The sequence below is a fragment of the Rubrobacter aplysinae genome (assembly GCF_001029505.1).
GTDB lineage: Bacteria > Actinomycetota > Rubrobacteria > Rubrobacterales > Rubrobacteraceae > Rubrobacter_A > Rubrobacter_A aplysinae.
Map to the genome: position 1 here is coordinate 1 of NZ_LEKH01000021.1, position 15,863 is coordinate 15,863.

The 15,863-nt window shown below is 65.2% G+C and carries 13 protein-coding genes; 2 read left to right on the top strand and 11 right to left on the bottom strand.

Translation table 11 applies throughout. The annotated features are described in order from the left end of the window. Positions 1 to 82 precede the first annotated feature (82 nt). From hisD to ABD53_RS14285, 3 genes are read right to left on the bottom strand one after another with little or no spacing between them, the layout of a single operon-like run. The gene (hisD, locus tag ABD53_RS14275) at positions 83 to 1,393 is read right to left on the bottom strand and encodes a histidinol dehydrogenase (RefSeq protein WP_053058120.1); all 1,311 of its coding nucleotides are present in this window, start codon (positions 1,391 to 1,393) and stop codon (positions 83 to 85) included. Beyond that, positions 1,386 to 2,054: an ATP phosphoribosyltransferase gene (hisG, locus tag ABD53_RS14280; protein ID WP_047866503.1), complete on the bottom strand. Its 669-nt coding sequence runs from the start codon at positions 2,052 to 2,054 to the stop codon at positions 1,386 to 1,388. Before hisG ends, hisD begins: the two co-directional genes overlap by 8 nt. Further along, the gene (locus ABD53_RS14285; RefSeq protein ID WP_047866504.1) at positions 2,051 to 3,391 is read right to left on the bottom strand and encodes an ATP phosphoribosyltransferase regulatory subunit; all 1,341 of its coding nucleotides are present in this window, start codon (positions 3,389 to 3,391) and stop codon (positions 2,051 to 2,053) included. The genes hisG and ABD53_RS14285 overlap by 4 nt, the downstream gene beginning before the upstream one ends. A 271-nt stretch (positions 3,392 to 3,662) precedes the next feature. Here ABD53_RS14285 and ABD53_RS14290 point away from each other — a divergent pair, with 271 nt between their 5' ends. Then, positions 3,663 to 4,175 carry a hypothetical protein gene (locus ABD53_RS14290; protein ID WP_047866505.1) on the top strand — a complete coding sequence of 171 codons (513 nt, stop codon included), beginning with the start codon at positions 3,663 to 3,665 and terminating at the stop codon, positions 4,173 to 4,175. A gap of 18 nt (positions 4,176 to 4,193) precedes the next feature. On the opposite strand, the gene purU is transcribed toward ABD53_RS14290, so the two are convergent. After that, entirely contained in the window at positions 4,194 to 5,105 is a 912-nt protein-coding gene (gene purU / locus ABD53_RS14295; protein ID WP_047866506.1) for a formyltetrahydrofolate deformylase, read from the bottom strand. After that, the gene (locus ABD53_RS14300) at positions 5,102 to 6,508 is read right to left on the bottom strand and encodes an NAD(P)/FAD-dependent oxidoreductase (protein ID WP_047866507.1); all 1,407 of its coding nucleotides are present in this window, start codon (positions 6,506 to 6,508) and stop codon (positions 5,102 to 5,104) included. The genes purU and ABD53_RS14300 overlap by 4 nt, the downstream gene beginning before the upstream one ends. Before the next feature lie 197 nt (positions 6,509 to 6,705). On the opposite strand from ABD53_RS14300, the gene ABD53_RS14305 reads away from it, so the two are divergent. Beyond that, a complete protein-coding gene (locus ABD53_RS14305; RefSeq protein ID WP_235401666.1) occupies positions 6,706 to 8,286 on the top strand; it encodes a carboxypeptidase M32 in 1,581 nt (526 codons plus the stop codon). 223 nt (positions 8,287 to 8,509) lie between these two features. Here ABD53_RS14305 and msrB read toward each other — a convergent pair whose 3' ends face one another. The 6 genes from msrB to ABD53_RS14335 all read right to left on the bottom strand — a co-directional run bounded on the left by msrB (position 8,510) and on the right by ABD53_RS14335 (position 15,610). Further along, complete coding sequence (msrB, locus tag ABD53_RS14310) at positions 8,510 to 8,947, bottom strand: peptide-methionine (R)-S-oxide reductase MsrB (protein ID WP_047866509.1); 438 nt, start codon at positions 8,945 to 8,947, stop codon at positions 8,510 to 8,512. A 69-nt stretch (positions 8,948 to 9,016) separates the two neighbouring features. After that, positions 9,017 to 9,658, bottom strand: a complete 642-nt coding sequence (locus ABD53_RS14315) for a hypothetical protein (protein WP_047866510.1) — start codon at positions 9,656 to 9,658, stop codon at positions 9,017 to 9,019. 216 nt (positions 9,659 to 9,874) lie between these two features. Further along, positions 9,875 to 10,606 (bottom strand): class I SAM-dependent methyltransferase, encoded by a 732-nt coding sequence (locus tag ABD53_RS14320; protein ID WP_152670794.1) that lies wholly within the window; start codon positions 10,604 to 10,606, stop codon positions 9,875 to 9,877. A gap of 145 nt (positions 10,607 to 10,751) precedes the next feature. Next, entirely contained in the window at positions 10,752 to 11,387 is a 636-nt protein-coding gene (locus tag ABD53_RS14325; protein WP_053058121.1) for a DUF7002 family protein, read from the bottom strand. Positions 11,388 to 11,409: 22 nt separating this feature from the next. Then, positions 11,410 to 12,033, bottom strand: a complete 624-nt coding sequence (locus ABD53_RS14330; RefSeq protein WP_047866512.1) for an SAM-dependent methyltransferase — start codon at positions 12,031 to 12,033, stop codon at positions 11,410 to 11,412. 7 nt (positions 12,034 to 12,040) lie between these two features. Then, positions 12,041 to 15,610, bottom strand: coding sequence for a DNA polymerase III subunit alpha (locus ABD53_RS14335; protein WP_152670795.1), 3,570 nt, complete (start codon positions 15,608 to 15,610; stop codon positions 12,041 to 12,043). Positions 15,611 to 15,863 lie beyond the last annotated feature (253 nt).

Here is a 15,863-nt window from a genome sequence, read left to right on the forward strand (position 1 = left end):
CGCGACCTCCGCCCGGCCCCCGCCGTCGAGGTCCACCCGCGCCCTCACGAAGGTCTCGCCGGTTCTGCGCTCCGCCGCGCCGCTACGTGTCATCTGCCTCCTCTTCTCGTGTCTCTGACTCCCGCACGCGCACCGCGACGCTCTCGGCGTGGTTGGTGAACCCTTCGAGCCGGGCCAGACGCTCCACGTGCGGGCCGAGCCGGGAGACGGAGCCCCTGTCATGGCGGATGTAGTTGGTGCGCACGAGGAACTCGTGGGTCGAGATGGCCGAGGAGTAAGCGGCGGCCCCACCGGTCGGTAGCGCGTGCGAAGGTCCGGCGGCGTAGTCGCCGAGCGCGACCGGGCTCCACCGGCCAACCGCCACCATCCCGGCCTTCGTGATCCTCCCGGCTACTCCGTCCGCGTCGGCGGTCAAGACGTGGGCGTGCTCGGGGGCGTAGAGGTCCGTGAGCCCGACGGCGGCATCCAGGTCCGCTACCAGCACGAGCGTGATCCAGTCTGAGGGCTCACCGGATAGCCTGGGCTCCACGGCGTCTATAAGCTCCGCGCTCGGCGTCACGAGCACGGTAGAGGCCCCAGAGAGATGCTCCGCCTGGGCCATGAGGTCGAGCGACGTCTCTTCGGGATCGGCGTTCTCGTCAGCGATTACGACGAGCTCGCTCGGCCCCTTGGGCGCGTCCACGCCACACACGCCGAAGACCTCTAGCTTGGCCGCGATCACGTAATCGTTGCCGGGGCCCACGATCTTGTCAACGGCCGGCACCGTATCGGTGCCGTAAGCCATCGCGCCAACAGCCTGGGCTCCACCGACCGCGTACACCTCCCCGATACCCAGCATGTCGGCGACCGCCAGCACGGTGTCGTCTACCTTGCCGTCCGGCCCCGGCGGGACGCAGACCGAGATCTCCCCCACCCCGGCGACCCGGGCCGGTACGGCGGACATGACGAGCGTGCTCGGGTAGGAGCCGTGGCCGCCGGGGACGTAGATCCCAGCCCGCCCGACAGGCCGCACCTTCTGCCCGACGACGGCGCCATCCAGGCTCATCGCCCAGCCGCTCGTCGAGAGCTCCCGCTCGTGAAAGGCCCGGACGTTTTCTATGGCCACCCGCAGGCTCTCCTCAAGCTCCCCGGGCAGCTCTTTCCGGGCGCGGGCGATCTCCTCGTCCGGTACCCGGATCGGGTCCGGCCGTACGCCGTCGAAACGCTCCGTGTACTCCTGTAGCGCCGCGTCGCCCCTGTCTCTTACATCTGCGACTATGCTACGCGACGCCTCGCGGACCTTGTCCGAGAGGTATCCGTCCGGGCGGCGGAGGCTACGGAGCGCCTCCCTGGGTGGGATGCCGCGGGCGTCGAGACGCCTGGGACCTCCAGAGACTTCGGGGGCTTTAGACAACGTCGCTCCCGGAGGTTTTCGTGGCCTGCATGGCCTCGACGATTGCGGCGACCTCCTGGTTTCGCAGGCGGTAGGAGCCCCGGTTTGCTATGACGCGGGCGGTGGAGTATGAGATGTGGTCCATTATCTGGAGGTCGTTCTCCTTTAGGGTGGTGCCGGTCGCGGTGAGGTCCACTATGCACTCCGAGAGCCCGACGAGCGGGGCGAGCTCGATGGAGCCGTGGAGCTCTATCACCTCGGCCTGGCGTCCCAGGCCCTCGAAGTAGCGGCGGGCGGTGTTGGGGAACTTGGTCCCGACGCGCACGACCTCGGCGTGGTCTATGGAGTCCCGGACGGCGGCGGCGCTGCCGGAGGGGGCGGCAAGTATCATGCGGCACGCCCCGGTTCCGAGATCCTTGAGCTCCATGACGTTCGGCGACTGCTCCTCGAGCACGTCCTTGCCGACTATCCCGAGGTCCGCGGCGCCGTACTCAACGAAGACCGGCACGTCGGACGGGCGGCTCACTATGAACTCGGTGGAACCGGAACGGTAGATCAGACGCCGCCCGCCGTCGCGCAGCACCTCGACCGGCAGCCCGGCGGCGCCGAGCGCCCCGAGCGCGTCCTCGAAGATGGCGCCCTTCGGCACCGCCACCCGGAGCCTGCCGCCCTGGCGGCTCAACCCGGCACCTTTCCGGGTAACACCATCTCCGGCACCTCTTCGACGCCGACGAGCTCGGACCCCGGCTCGCCGGTGCGGGAGATCCTGACGCCGCCGGCCTCCGGGTGGCAGATCCAACCGGCCTCCTTGCTCCGGGCGTACCGGGCGACCGCGTCGGGCTCCCCGCCCTCCGCGAGGTGCAGCACCGGCACGCCGAGCCCTCGCAGCTTCGCCGCGCTCCGGGTACCGTCGGGCCCGCCCCCGACCAGCAACACCAGAGGCGGAGGCTCCTCGTCGGGCACCACGGAGAGCAGCCGCTCCAGGGAGATCGCAAACCCCGTGGCGGGCAAGGACTCTCCGAAACGCTTGAGCAGGTTATCGTAGCGGCCGCCGTTTGCGATGGTGAAGGCCATCCCCCCCGCGTACACCTCGAAGACGGCTCCGGTGTAGTAGTCGCGCCGCCCGACGAGGCCGAGATCCAGCGTCACGGCCTCCAGACAGCCGTGGGCTTCGAGGTGAGAGAGTATGCTGCGCAGGTTCTCCAGGGCCTCACGGGCCCCGGGGGCGTCCGCCGCGTAGCTTTCCGCGGCGGCCAGTATCCCGCCGTCCGAAGCGGGTCCTACCAGACGCGGGATCTCCCGCACCGCCCGGCCAACCTCGCCGGGCAGTTCGCCGGAGAGCTCATCTACCCGGACGAGGTCCTTCGCCGACAGGGCCTCCAGGATGTCCGCCGCGCGATCCGGCGCGGCGCGGTGCAGATACCCCTCGAAGAAGGCGCTCTGGCCGAGCGCGACGCCGAAGTCCGGCATCGAGACCATCGAGCCCGGCGACTCCGGCGACTCCCGGTATGCCCGGTATTCCAGCCCGGCCTTCTCCAGCACGTCCACCAGCAGCGCGATCACGCCCGCGTCCTCTGCGGCCTCGGCGGAGCCCACGACCTCCACCCCGGCCTGGTAAACCTCGGCGCTCTGGCCCCGGCCCACGCTCGCCCGCCGGAATGCCGGAAGCATGTACGAGAGCTTGTGGGGCGTGGGGCTGTTGGAGAGCCGCTGTGCCACGAGCCGGGCTATGGGCGTGGTCGCCTCCGGGCGCAGGATGAGCATCTGATTGTCGGGGTCGAAAAGCTTGAACGAGGCGTCCCGCAGGCCCGGCTCCTCTATGACCTCCGAGTACTCCAGCGCCGGCGTCAGGACCTCCTGGAAACCAAACCTCCCGAACCGCTCCCGGATGCCCGCCTGCAACGACCGCAGCCTCCGGGACTCCGGCGGCAGGATGTCCCGCGTGCCCGGCGTGGTCGAGAACTTGCGCGTGGCGCGTTCTCTGGAGTCGGCGGAGTTTTGGGAGACGGCGTAGTTCATACGAACCGCTATCTTAACTTATATACCGGCCCCCGAGTGGACCCTCCGGAGGCTGCTAGCCTGCCCGGAAATCAGGAGCCAGAGCCGGCTAGCCCCGACCCGTGCAACAGCCCGTAACAATAGCTAGTAACAACAGATCGTAACGGTGAGCAACGGCAGCGGATAATTCCAGAGGCGGGACCTGAAATTTAGCAGACGATGATCCGTATAAGATCCGTTTCCGTATACGCGATTACAGAACGTGGCAAAGCACCCGAAGCAGGAGGAGTCTATGAGCTCGACGAGTTCGGCATCCGGCCAGGGCGTGGGCAGGTGGGCCGCCACCGGGGCGGCGGCGGGAGCCATCGCCGGGATAGTGTTTATCGTGTTCGAGATGATCATGGCCGGTCTCTCGGGGCCGAGCCCGTTCGGCCCGTTGCGGCTCATCAGCGCCATCGTGCTGGGACAGGGAGCTTTGCCTCCCGCGCCGACCATAGGCTTGCCGGCGGCGATAATAGTCGGCCTTATAGTCCACTTCGTGCTCGCCACGGTGTTTGGCGTGATCTTCGGCGCTATACTGGGCGGCCTCTCCTCGCGTGTCGGCGCACTTGCCGGAAGCCGGGGGGCACTTATAGGCGCGGCGACCGCCGGGGGCCTGCTGCTGTGGATCGTGAACTTCTTCGTGATCGCCCCCATAGCATTCCCCTGGTTCACGATGGCGAATCAGGTGGTGCAGTTCTTCGCCCACACCTTCTTCTTTGGCACCGCTTTCGGGCTCCTGCTCGCGGGGCGTATAAACAGATAGTAGAGAGGTTAGAGAGGCCTACTCGAAGACGACGGTGCGGTTCCCGGCGACTATGACCCGGTCCTCGAGATGCCAGCGGACGGCGCGGGCCAGGGTACGGCGTTCTACCTCACTGCCGAGCCGCACCAGGTCCTCGACGGCGTCGCGGTGGGTGACGTGGGCCACGTCCTGGTGGACTATGGGACCAGCGTCCAGGTCCTCGGTGACGTAATGGGCGGTCGCGCCGATGATCTTGACGCCCCGCTCGTGCGCCCGCCGGTACGGGTCCGCGCCGACGAAAGCGGGCAGGAACGAGTGGTGGATGTTGATCAGGCGGTTCCGGTACGCCTCCACCACGTCGGCCCCCAGCACCTGCATGTAGCGGGCCAGCACGACGAGGTCCACGGCGTGCTCTTCCAGGAGCCGCAGCATCTCTAGCTCCTGCTCCTCCCTGGTCTCCTTCGTAACCGGCAGGTAGTAGAACGGGATGCCGTGCGCCTCGACCCGCTCTCTGAGATCGGGGTGGTTCGAGACGACGAGCGGTATCTCGGCGGCGAGGTCGCCGGCTTCCCAGCGCCACAGGAGCTCCAGCAGGCAGTGGCCGTGGCGGGAGACGAGTATCGCCATGCGTTTGGGAGCGTCGGTGTAGGAGACTCGCCAGTCCATACCGTGGCGGCGGGCCAGCGGCGCGAAAGAGCCCGGAAACTCCTCACGGCCCACGCCGAACCCGGCGCCCTCTATCTCGATGCGCATGAAGAAGCGGCTCTCTGCGTCCCCCTCCACCCCGTCCTCCGCCGGGCTGACGTGCTGGTCGGCCGAGAGGATGTTGCCGTCATGCATGGAGATGAACGAGGAGACCGCCGAGATAAGGCCCCGCCGGTCCGGGCAGGCGATGAGGAGCCGGAGGTTGTGTTTCCTATTCCTCTCGTCGCCCGCCGGGACGAGGCTCAAAGCTCGCGGTCTCGGATCTGGGTAGCGGCAGGCTTGAAGAAGACGTCCAGCATCCAGTCGGCGGCTATCCGGATGCGGTTCTGGCCGATGGGCAGCTTGTACAGGTATGTCGCCCGCCAGAACAGGGAGGCGGCGAACCCGCTGAACTTTATCCCCAGTACGTCGTTCACGGCGAACTGGCTGCCGAGCTCGACTAGCTGCCCCAGGGCCTGGTACTCGAAGGTCTCGAGCTCCTCACCGTCTATGGCGGCCACGACGTTTTTCGCCACCAGCTCACCACCCTGGGTGGCGGCCTGGGCGTTCGGCGGTATGGGCTCGCCCTCGCCGTTGATGTTGGCCGCGCAGTCGCCGATGCCCCAGATGTTTTCGTAGCCCTCGACCCGGCAGTAGGCGTCCACCGCAAGGCCCTTGCGGGCGTCGGACGGCAGCTCTCCGAGGTCCTCGAGCTTCAGGCTGGCCCGCGCACCGGCGGTCCAGATGACGTTCTCGGCCGCTATCTCCTGGCCGTCGTCGAGAGAGACCTTGCCCCCGGTAACCTCCTCGGCCCGGACGTTGTTGATCACCTGTATCTGCATGCCGTCGAGCCGCTTGCGGGCCGCCCGCCGCAGTGCCGGGTCCAGCTCCTTGAGGATCTGCTCGTTGCTGTCTACCAGTATGATCTTGACCCGGTCCGGGTCGATGTTCGGGTAGTCGGGCGGGAGCACGTCGTGGACCAGGGAATGCAGCTCCGCGGCCGTCTCCGTCCCGGTCGCCCCGCCCCCTATAACGACGAAGGTAAGGGCAGACTGGGGCACCTCTCCCCGCATCAGGATGGTCTGCTCGTAGCGCTCGATCACCCGGTTGCGGATCTCCTCGGCGGTGCCTATACCCGTCATGCTGATGCAATGCTCCTCGACGCCGGGGATGCCGAAGTAGGCCGGCTCGCCGCCCATGGCGAGGATCAGGTGATCGTAGGGTATCTGCTGCTCGCGGCCCGTGACCGTGCCGCTGACGTTCACGAGCTTGTTCTCGTGGTCTATGCTCTCCATCTCCGCCCGCCGGAAGCTGACCCCCGAGCTGATAAGACCCCGTCTGATGGGCTGCGCCACGTTCTTGGTCTCCGTGCCTCCTGCGATGGCTCCGGCGAGCATCGGCCAGAAGGTAAAGAAGTTCTCCCGGGATATGACCATGACCCCGACGTCGTCCCGGCCCTTCGTCAGGTCACTGGCTTTCTTTGCCGCCGTAAAGCCGCCGAACCCGCCGCCCACTATTAGGACCTTGTTGGGGAACTCCCGGTACGGGGCCTTCTCCCAGGCCTCATACCTCTGGCTCGGCCCGTTGGTGACGCTAAAAGCCCACCGCAGACTCTCGACGGTAAGGGCGCCACCTCCTATGGCGAGCCCCCACTTCAGAATCCGGTTCATGCATCCTCCCTATCTGCAACCCTATGTGCAAACTCCACGACCGTAGCTCCGTCCTTACGGCTGCCCGGCTTCGGGGGACCGTCAAGGAACTGTCAAGGAACCGGCTCGGGAGCAGACGAAACCCTACGCTTCTACCCAGCTTTCCCAACTATCACGACCTACCATCATCTGGCACGCCTCCGGGGGATGCTAGCATCATGTTCATGGATAATAAACACGAAGCAGGACGCGAGGCAGGACGCGAGGCAGGATACGAAACGGGCGTGGATCACGCCCTCGAAACGCTAAGGACGCGCTTCGCCCGGATAGGCGACGTGGAGTCGGCCGCCGGGCTACTCTCCTGGGACCGCCAGACCAAGATGCCACCCGGCGGCCTGGAGTCTCGCGCCGAGCAGCTCTCCACCCTGAGCCGCATAGCCCACGAGATGACGGTCTCCGGGGAGACGGCGGAGTTGCTGGAGGCGGCCGAGGCGGCTACCGCGGACGAGCCGGACACGGATGACGTCGCCCTCGTGCGCCTGGCCCGCCGGGAGTACGAGCAGTCCGTGCGCCTCCCCACCCGCCTGGTAACAGAGATGTCGCGGCGGACCGCCCTAGCGGAGACCGCGTGGGCAAAGGCGCGGGAGGAGTCGGACTGGAGCCTCTTCGCCCCGCACCTGGAGGGCATTGTGGAGCTGTCGCGGGAGTCGGCGGAGCACCTGGGCTACGAGGACCACCCCTACGACGCCCTGGCCGACCTGTACGAGCGCGGCGCCACCAGGCGCGGGCTCGAAGCGATGTTTGAGGAGCTCAAACAGGGCGTGGTACCCCTCCTGCGCGAGGTCTCCGAGAGCCGGGCCGCCGGGGAGAACGACGTCCGCAAGGCTCCTCTAATGGGAGACTTCGACGAGACAGCCCAGGAGAGCTTCGGCGAGCGGGTAACGGCGAGACTCGGCTACGACCTCTCCCGCGGGCGGCAGGACCGGGCGGTGCATCCGTTTTGCATAGGTTTCTCCCCCGGCGACGTCCGGATCACGACCCGCTTCGACCGGGGCTGGCTCTCGGCGGCGCTTTTCGGCACCATCCACGAGGCCGGGCACGCGATGTACGAGCAGGGCGTGGACCCGGCCTACACTCGCTCTCCTCTGGGCGGCGGCGTCTCGATGGGCGTGCACGAGTCGCAGTCGCGGCTGTGGGAGAACCTCGTCGGCCGCTCGCGCCCGTTCTGGCGGCACTTCTACCCGGAGCTGCAGAGGACGTTCCCGGGGGAGCTGGGCGGCACGGGCCCCGAAGACTTCTACCAGGCTATCAACGTCGCGGAGCCGTCCGAGATCCGGGTCGAGGCCGACGAGCTCACGTACAACCTGCACATCTTGCTGAGGTTCGAGATCGAGACCGCACTGCTCGAAGGCAGCCTCTCCGTGGAGGAGATACCCGCCGCCTGGAACGCGAGGATGGAGGAGTATCTCGGCATCACGCCCGAAAACGTCGCGCGCGGCGCGCTCCAGGACGTCCACTGGTCCGCCGGCCTCATGGGTTACTTTCCGACGTACGCCATCGGAAACGTGCTCTCCGTGCAGCTCTTCGAGGCCGCGAAAGCGGCGCACCCGGAGATACCCGAGGAGATAGAGCGCGGCGAGTTCTCCACGCTACTCGGCTGGCTGCGGGAGAACGTCCACCGTCACGGCAGCCGCTACACGCCGGAGGAGCTAGTCCGGCGCGCCACCGGCGGCCCGCTCGACACGGCCCCCTACCTGGGCTACCTGCGGGAGAAGTACACGCCGCTCTACGGCCTCTAACGCGCGGTAACGCGTAGAGAGCCCGCCCTCGTGGGTTCCGGGGGCGGGCTCTCCAGATAACGTCCAGAATATCTTACGGGGCCCGGCGTCTCGGCCGGGTTATGAGGTCACGGGCCTACCGGCGGCGTCCCAGCTTGAGGACACCGAAGATCACCCATCCGACGAGGAGCCCGCCGAGCATCCACAGTAGAGAGTCCAATCTCTAGCCGCTTTCCGGCTCTCCCTAGTCTCCCTGCTGCTTCTGCTGCTCTTCTTGCGCCTCACGGGCTCCCTCGGGCTCGAAGGCGAGCGAGGCGGAGTTCATGCAGTACCGCTGCCCCGTCGGGTTCGGACCGTCGTCGAAAACGTGCCCGAGGTGCGCGCCGCAGTTGCCGCACAGCGCCTCGGTGCGCTTCACGAACATGCTCCGGTCTTCCTCGAACTTCACGCTATACTCGGAGACCGGCTCGTAGAAGCTCGGCCAGCCCGTCCCGGACTCGTACTTCGTCTCCGACCTGAAGAGCGGCTCGCCGCACACCACACAACGGTACAGCCCGTCGTCCTTGTTGTACAGCAGCTTCCCGGAGAACGGCGGCTCGGTGGCCGCGTTCTGGGTTACCTCGTACTGCTCGGGCGAGAGCCTCGTCCTTAGTTCATCTTCTCTACGCGTATTCTCAGCCATGCCCGTATTTTACCACCGACTAGGGATCTCTAGCCCCGGCGCGAGAGCGCAGCAGCGACGTAAAACACGCTAGGCGAAGCGGCGAGCCACCAGTATTCCACCTACACCGAACCAGAGCAGAATAGCGGCCACAACGGAGAGTGGCGGGCCACCGGTTGGAGGAGTCTGCACTCCGTCATCTTCATCTTGGTACTGGTCCGCGCTGCTATTATCGGTGTCCGAGCTATCTATAGAATCTTGTCCTCCAGAACCGCCACACTCCTGCACCGTGATTTCGTAGGACTGGAGGTCAGTAAAGATACTAAGATTGTAAGTACCAGAGCCTTGTACATCTATGACACCGTCCGTACCGTTGTCGAAATCCTTCGTCGCAACCGACGAGAAGCTCTGGCTCTCGACAACGTCAACGCTTGTAGAAGAAAAATCTTCAGAGCTCTCAGTATCAACTACCACTTGCCAGTTTTCAGATCCGATATCGAAGCTCGCAGTGTCCTGCGTCGTATTGCCCTCGAAGGTCTCTACCGTCGTCGCACCCGGACAACTCTGGGCATTGGCATCCGAGTCATCCAACTCGTCGGCCTCCTCCTGAGCACTCACGATGTGCGGATAGAACAGCATGAACGTCACGGAGATCGCCGCGAGCACCAGTAGCAGGTTAGATCTCCGGGCAAACCTCGGTGTTCGCGTGGTCGTATCCGGCATTCCGAACATGCGCTCTCCTCCCCTACTGATAAAGAAGTGTAGTCTAGAAGAGACACGAGCTATCGTCAAACGTTACAGTAACCTGTAGCTCTGGCGGGTCGTCGATGACGAGGACAAGCTCTTCCCCTGGCTGCGAATAACCTTATCTGTGTAATGGTTTCTGGGAAGCTGGAGGACGCTACCACAGTGACATTCTGCAGAGCCACTCCCACCTGATTAGGTAGCTTAGATGCCCTGCGACTCGCTTTGTGTACTTCCATCGTAAGTGCTTGCGACATAGGACTTTCGGAGGGTAATGAGGTGGAAGAATCCGCCGGGTGAGACCCTCTGGTAGTCCTCGATCACGAGGTGCGGCGCTCCGGCCTGGATCTCGGAGAAGCGGTGGTCAAAGCGCATCGCGAAGTGTCCCAGCGCCCAGCTCATCGCGCGTACCGGCGCCGGACGGCGCTTGTCCTCGGGCCAGAAGCGGTCCGCGATCACGACCCTACCCCCCGGTCTCGTCACCCTCGCGGCCTCTGCCAGCACCCGGCTGCCGTCGGGTACGACGGTGACGATCAGGGGCAGATAGATCGCGTCGAACCCGGCGCCGGAGGGAACGCCCGCCTCCACCTGCCCCGTGACGTGGGCCGCTTCGTCGCCGGAGCCGTCGGGGAAAGCGAGTGCTCTGGCGTCCATTATCCCCAGGGAGAGCCCCGACATGCCGAGCTCCACGCGCCGGCGGTGGGCGCGCTCTAGCATCCCCCGGCTCAGGTCCACACCGACACCGCGCACATCCCGGGGAAGGTAAGGGAGCTCCATACCCGTGCCGACACCGGCTATCAGGAGACTCTGGCCGGGTTCCAGGTCCAGGGCACCGGCAGCCTTCCGGCGCACCTCGCGGGACCAGAAGCCCAGGGTGGCGTCGTAAAGGCCGCCCACGTGCTCGTAGACCCTTATGTTCGAGAATAGACGCCGCATAGCGTTACCGTACACGTTACGCTGGCCCGGTTCACCCGCCTAATGGAAAGCCCACGACACCCAGATACTATAGCGAGAGCCTCTGGCTACATCGAGTCACTCTCCCGGTTGCAATCCTTACCCCGGGCGGAACCCGGACGCAACCTTAGTCCATCTCGTACACAGGCTCCGGCGTTTCTCCGGCTCGCCTGCGGGTAACGCGGAGAACGTGTTCTGCTACGTCCGGCACCGCGTAATCCACGGCCAGCTCTACCACGGTTCCGTCCTGTGGATGATCCTGGATACGCTTGAAGGTCTCCGGGCCGCGTGGCTTTGGATCCAGTGGGAAGGTGGCGCCGGAGTTTATCGGGGAGATGGATGCGTGCTCACCATGAACCGCGAGCAGGCTCGCGGCATCCACCTCCAGGACCAGGTGCGTCCGGTCACGGTATGCCTTAGCGCCGAGTAGTTTCTCCAGTCGCTGCCGCGAGACCCAGAAAAAGACTCGCCGATTCAGGCTCTCGTACCATTCCGCGAGGCTCATACCCGAAAGGCACTTCTCGAGGTCCCTGTCCTGGATAGGCTTGTTGTCCCGGATAAGGGCGGAGCCGTGCCTCGGGTTGGTTATCTCGACGATCTCGGGCCGCCTGCGGGACTCCAGCTCCCGGCGCTCCTCGACCTCGTAGAGATCCAGCAGAGCACTCGTACTGAGTAGGCCGTATTTCTGGATCGAGGGCCAGCTACCATCTTCCGCCATGTGGTACAAGACCGGATAGCTCTCAACGAGACGCCGGGTCTCCAACCCTAGAGCGCCCGCGCGGCGTTCATCCGGCGGTCTCCGGCTTCTGGAAGACGTACTCTTCCATGGCGTGCTGGTGCGCTTGGCCGCCGGAATCATCGTCGAATACGAAGCCGCGCGAGTGCAAGCACTCCCAGCCTTCGTAGTAGCCGGCAAGCTCGCCGGGGACGTACAGGTACTCGTTATCGCCCCAGTCGGGGGCGGGTGCCACGTCCGGGTGATCCACGAAGGTCAGCAGTGCGTTGATGCCGCCCGGCACGGTCCGTTCCTTGAGATACCCGAACCTCTCCGAGCGCTTCTCCGGCTCTATGTACTGCACCGTCCCGATGGAGTAGACGAGGTCGAATCTGCCCCCGAGTTGCAGAGAGTTCACGTCGCCCTGTCGGGTGTCTATCCTCACCCCCCTTTCGCGGGCAAGACGCTCCGCTTTCTGGAGGCCGTTCGGCGAGATGTCTACAGCCAGCGTCTCCAGGCCATGTTCGGCGAATAAGACAGCGTCACGGCCCTCGCCCGCTCCGAGATCCACGGCCCGCAAACCCTCCCGGACCTCTTCGAGGAACCCGAGCGCTCGCGCGGCGAACCCATTGGGCTCGGTGCCCCAGTAGTACTCCGGGCCGGCGTAGACTTCCTGTAGCTGCTCGTACCTCAAACCTCTCCTAAGACACCCGCTCCATCTCGAAGCCCTGCTCGACCGGCGGCTCCTCGGGTATCGGTGGCTCGTCCGCGGCGGGCGGCGGGCCGGTGATACGGCGCACCGCCGAGATGCAGCCTACGCCGAGTAGCTGCTTGAGCTCGGCGTGCAGGTCGTTGGAGTCCTCGACGGTGCAGAGCCTCTCCTCGAACGCGCCGTCGCTGGAGATCAGGAACAACGGGTTATCGCCAGGGTGACGCTCCAAAATCGAGAATACCTCGTCCACGGTGGCCCGGGGCTTGCCGGTGATGCTTCCGGCGTCCAGGTACACGGGATCCGGGCCGGGCTCGAGGCGCAGCTCCTCCACGTCAAGCGCCACTATGCGCGGCAGGCCTTCCTTGCGCTCCACGCGGCCCCGCACCTTGACTATTGCGTCCTCCCGAATGGCCTCGGAGCACTTGGCGTATACCTTGGGGAAGACCATCGTGTCCGCAAGGCCCCGGGTATCGTCGAGCTGGAGCATTGCCATCTGATCGCCCTTGCGGGTAGTGTTGACCTGGAGGCTCGTGACGAGCCCACCGACCCAGACCGCGTGGCCGTCGCGGAAGCCTTCGAGCTCGGCGATGCTGGTATCCGTGTACTTCCTCAGCTTGGACAGTACGGGCCGCAGCGGATGGTCGGAGACGTACAGCCCGAGCATCTCCTTCTCCCACTCCAGGCTCTCGCGTCGGTCGTCTTCCACGTCGGGCATCTCGGGCTTCGGCGGCCCCATCTCGGCCAGCTCCGCCGCGTCGAACATCGAGAGAGAGTTCTCGTCCGCGGGCTTCGACCTCTGGGCCGAGCGCTCCACGGCCGTCTCGTGTACCCGCACCATCGCCGCCCGCGAGGCCCGGGTCCCGTCGAAGGCGCCGCACTTTATCAGCGCCTCCAGTGTGCGCTTGTTGTACGTCTTTGATTCAATCCGCTCGCAGAAGTCGAAGACGTCCTCGAACGGTCCATCTTCGCGCACCGCTATGATCGAATCTATACAGTTATCGCCGACGTTCTTGACGGCGGATAGCCCGAAGCGGATGGTCTTTTTCTCGCCGTGGGCGACCACCGTAAAGCGGGGGCCGCTCTCGTTTGCGTCGGGCGGGAGCACCTCGATGCCCATGGCGCGGGCCTCGGCGACGTACTGGGGCACGCGGTCCTTGGTATTCATCACGCTGGACATCAGCGCCGCCATGTACTCTTCTGGGTAGTGGGCCTTGAGGTAGGCGGTCTGGAAGGCCAGGAAGGAGTAGCAGGCGGAGTGGCTCTTGTTGAAGGAGTAGCCGCCGGCCTTCTCCATCCAGTTCCACAGCTCCCCGGCGACACTGTCGGCGACCTCGTTCTCCTTGCAGCCTTCCATGAACTTCTCGCGCAGCTTCGCGAGCATCGCCGCATTCTTCTTGGAGATGGCCTTGCGCAGCGTGTCGGCCTCGCCGGGCGTGAAGCCGCCGACGGTCTTGGAGATCTCCATTAGCTGCTCCTGGTAGGCGGCCACGCCGTAGGTCGGCTCCAGGATCGGCTTGAGGCGGTCGTCCATGTAGTCCACGTTGTCCGGGTCGTGCTTGCCCTCCTTGAACGTGGGGATGTAGTCCATCGGGCCGGGCCGGTACAGGGCGTTAAGTGCCACGAGGTCGTCGAAGCGGTCGGGGCGCACCTCCTGCAGCATACGCTGCATGCCGCTGGACTCGAACTGGAACACCCCGAACGTATCGCCCCGGGCGAAGAGGCTGAGAGCCTTCGGATCGTCCAGGGGGATGTTTCGGATGTCCGGCTCCTCGCCGCCGGCACGCTTGATGTTGCCCAGCGTCTCCTCGATCACGTCCAGGTTGCGCAGGCCGAGGAAGTCCACCTTCAAGAGCCCGAGCGCCTCCACGTCTGACATGGGATGCTGGACCATGACGGCGTCGGTGTCCTTTGCGACCTTCTGGAGGGGCACGATGTCCGTGAGAGGCTCCTCGGAGATCACTACGCCCGCGGCGTGGGTGGAGGCGTGACGGGAGAAGCCCTCTATCTCGAAGGCGATGTCCAGAATCTGACGCGCCCGGTCGTCGCTCTCCACGACCGAGATCATCTCCTGCGCCGCACCCGGGTGCTTGTCTCCGGCCGTATACACACCCGTCTCGTCGTCGCGGTTGAGTACGTCGCGCAGGGTGGTACCGACGGGCTTCTCCGGGATCTGCTTCGCGAGCTTGTCGGTCTCGTTGTAGGGGTGCTCGAATACGCGCCCGGCGTCGCGGATAGCGGCCCGCGCGCCCAGGGTCCCGAAGGTGATGATCTGGGCCACGTGCTCGTGGCCGCCGTACTTCTCGGTAACGTACTTCATGATCTCGGCCCGGCCCTGCACGGAGAAGTCAATGTCAACGTCCGGCATGCTGATACGGTCCGGGTTCAGGAACCTCTCGAAGAGCAGCGAGTACTGCATCGGGTCGAGGTCCGTGATCTCCAGCGCGTAGGCCACGAGCGAGCCCGCCGCCGAGCCACGCCCAGGGCCGACGGCGATGCGGCGGTCCTTGGCGTACTTCACGAAGTCCCACACTATGAGGAAGTAGTCCTCAAAGCCCATGCTGCCGATGGTCGAGAGCTCGAAGTCGAGCCGCTGCTGGATCTCCGGTTCCTTTGCCCGCTGCGGCCCGTAACGCTCCACCAGCCCACGCTCGCACAGCTCGCGCAGGTAGGTCGCCGCATCGTAGCCGGCTGGCTTCTCGAAGCTCGGCAGCCGGGTCTTTCCGAGCTCCATGCCGATATCCTCGACCATCTCTACGACCTTCGCCGTGTTCTCCAGTGCCTCGGGATGGTCCCCAAATAGCGCCTCCATCTCGGAGATTGGCTTTATGTAGAACTCCTCGGCGGGGAACTTCATGCGGTTGGGGTCGGCGTGGAACTTGCCGGTGCCGATACACAGGAGAACGTCGTGCATCCGGGCGTCCTTGCGGGCCGTGTAGTGGGAGTCGTTGGTGGCGACGAGCGGTATCTCGGTCTCCTTGTGCAGCCGGAGGAGCCCCTCGTTGACCTTCTTCTGCTCCTCGATACCGTGATCCTGCATCTCCAGGAACACCGCGTCGAAGATCTCCTGATACTCGTACAGCTTATTTCGGGCCTCGTCTATCTTGCCGGAGAGTATCTTGGCCGGGACCTCGGCGGAGAGGCAGCCGGAGAGGCAGATGATGCCCTCTCCGTGCTCGCGCAGCGCCTGTGCGTCAACGCGGGGCTTGTAATAGAAGCCTTCGAGGAAGCCCATGGTGGAGAGCTTCATCAGGTTGCGGTAGCCCTGGGGGGTGCGGGCTATGAGGGTGAGATGGTAGTAGCTGCCCTTCTTGCGGTCGTGCCGGTCGTCGGTGACGTAGACCTCGCAGCCCATCACGGGCTTTATGCCGGCCTCGGTCGCCTCCTTGTAGAACTTGACCGCCCCGTACATCACGCCGTGGTCGGTGAGCGCGACCCCGGGCATGTTCTCCTCCTTGGCGAAGGAGACGAGATCCCGGATGCGGGTCGCCCCGTCAAGCATCGAGTACTCCGAGTGACAGTGCAGGTGCGCGAATCCTGCGCTACCCGATTCTGCGGTCAAGCTACCCTCCCCTGAGATCCGCCTTTAAAAAGACGACAGGGCCGCACGAGTTCGCGGCCCTCTGGCGTCGCCTGTTCTCCCGATCCATCCCTGGACAAACGCTACTATACGCGGCGCCGTGAATGGTGTCTACACGCTCCCGAGGAATTTGGACGCCGATTTGCAGGATTTTTCACAGCGCTTTTCATGCGAAAGCCCGCCGCACGTCGGCGGCGGGCTCTCTAAACGGCTGCTATATAGCTGTGTGTAACCT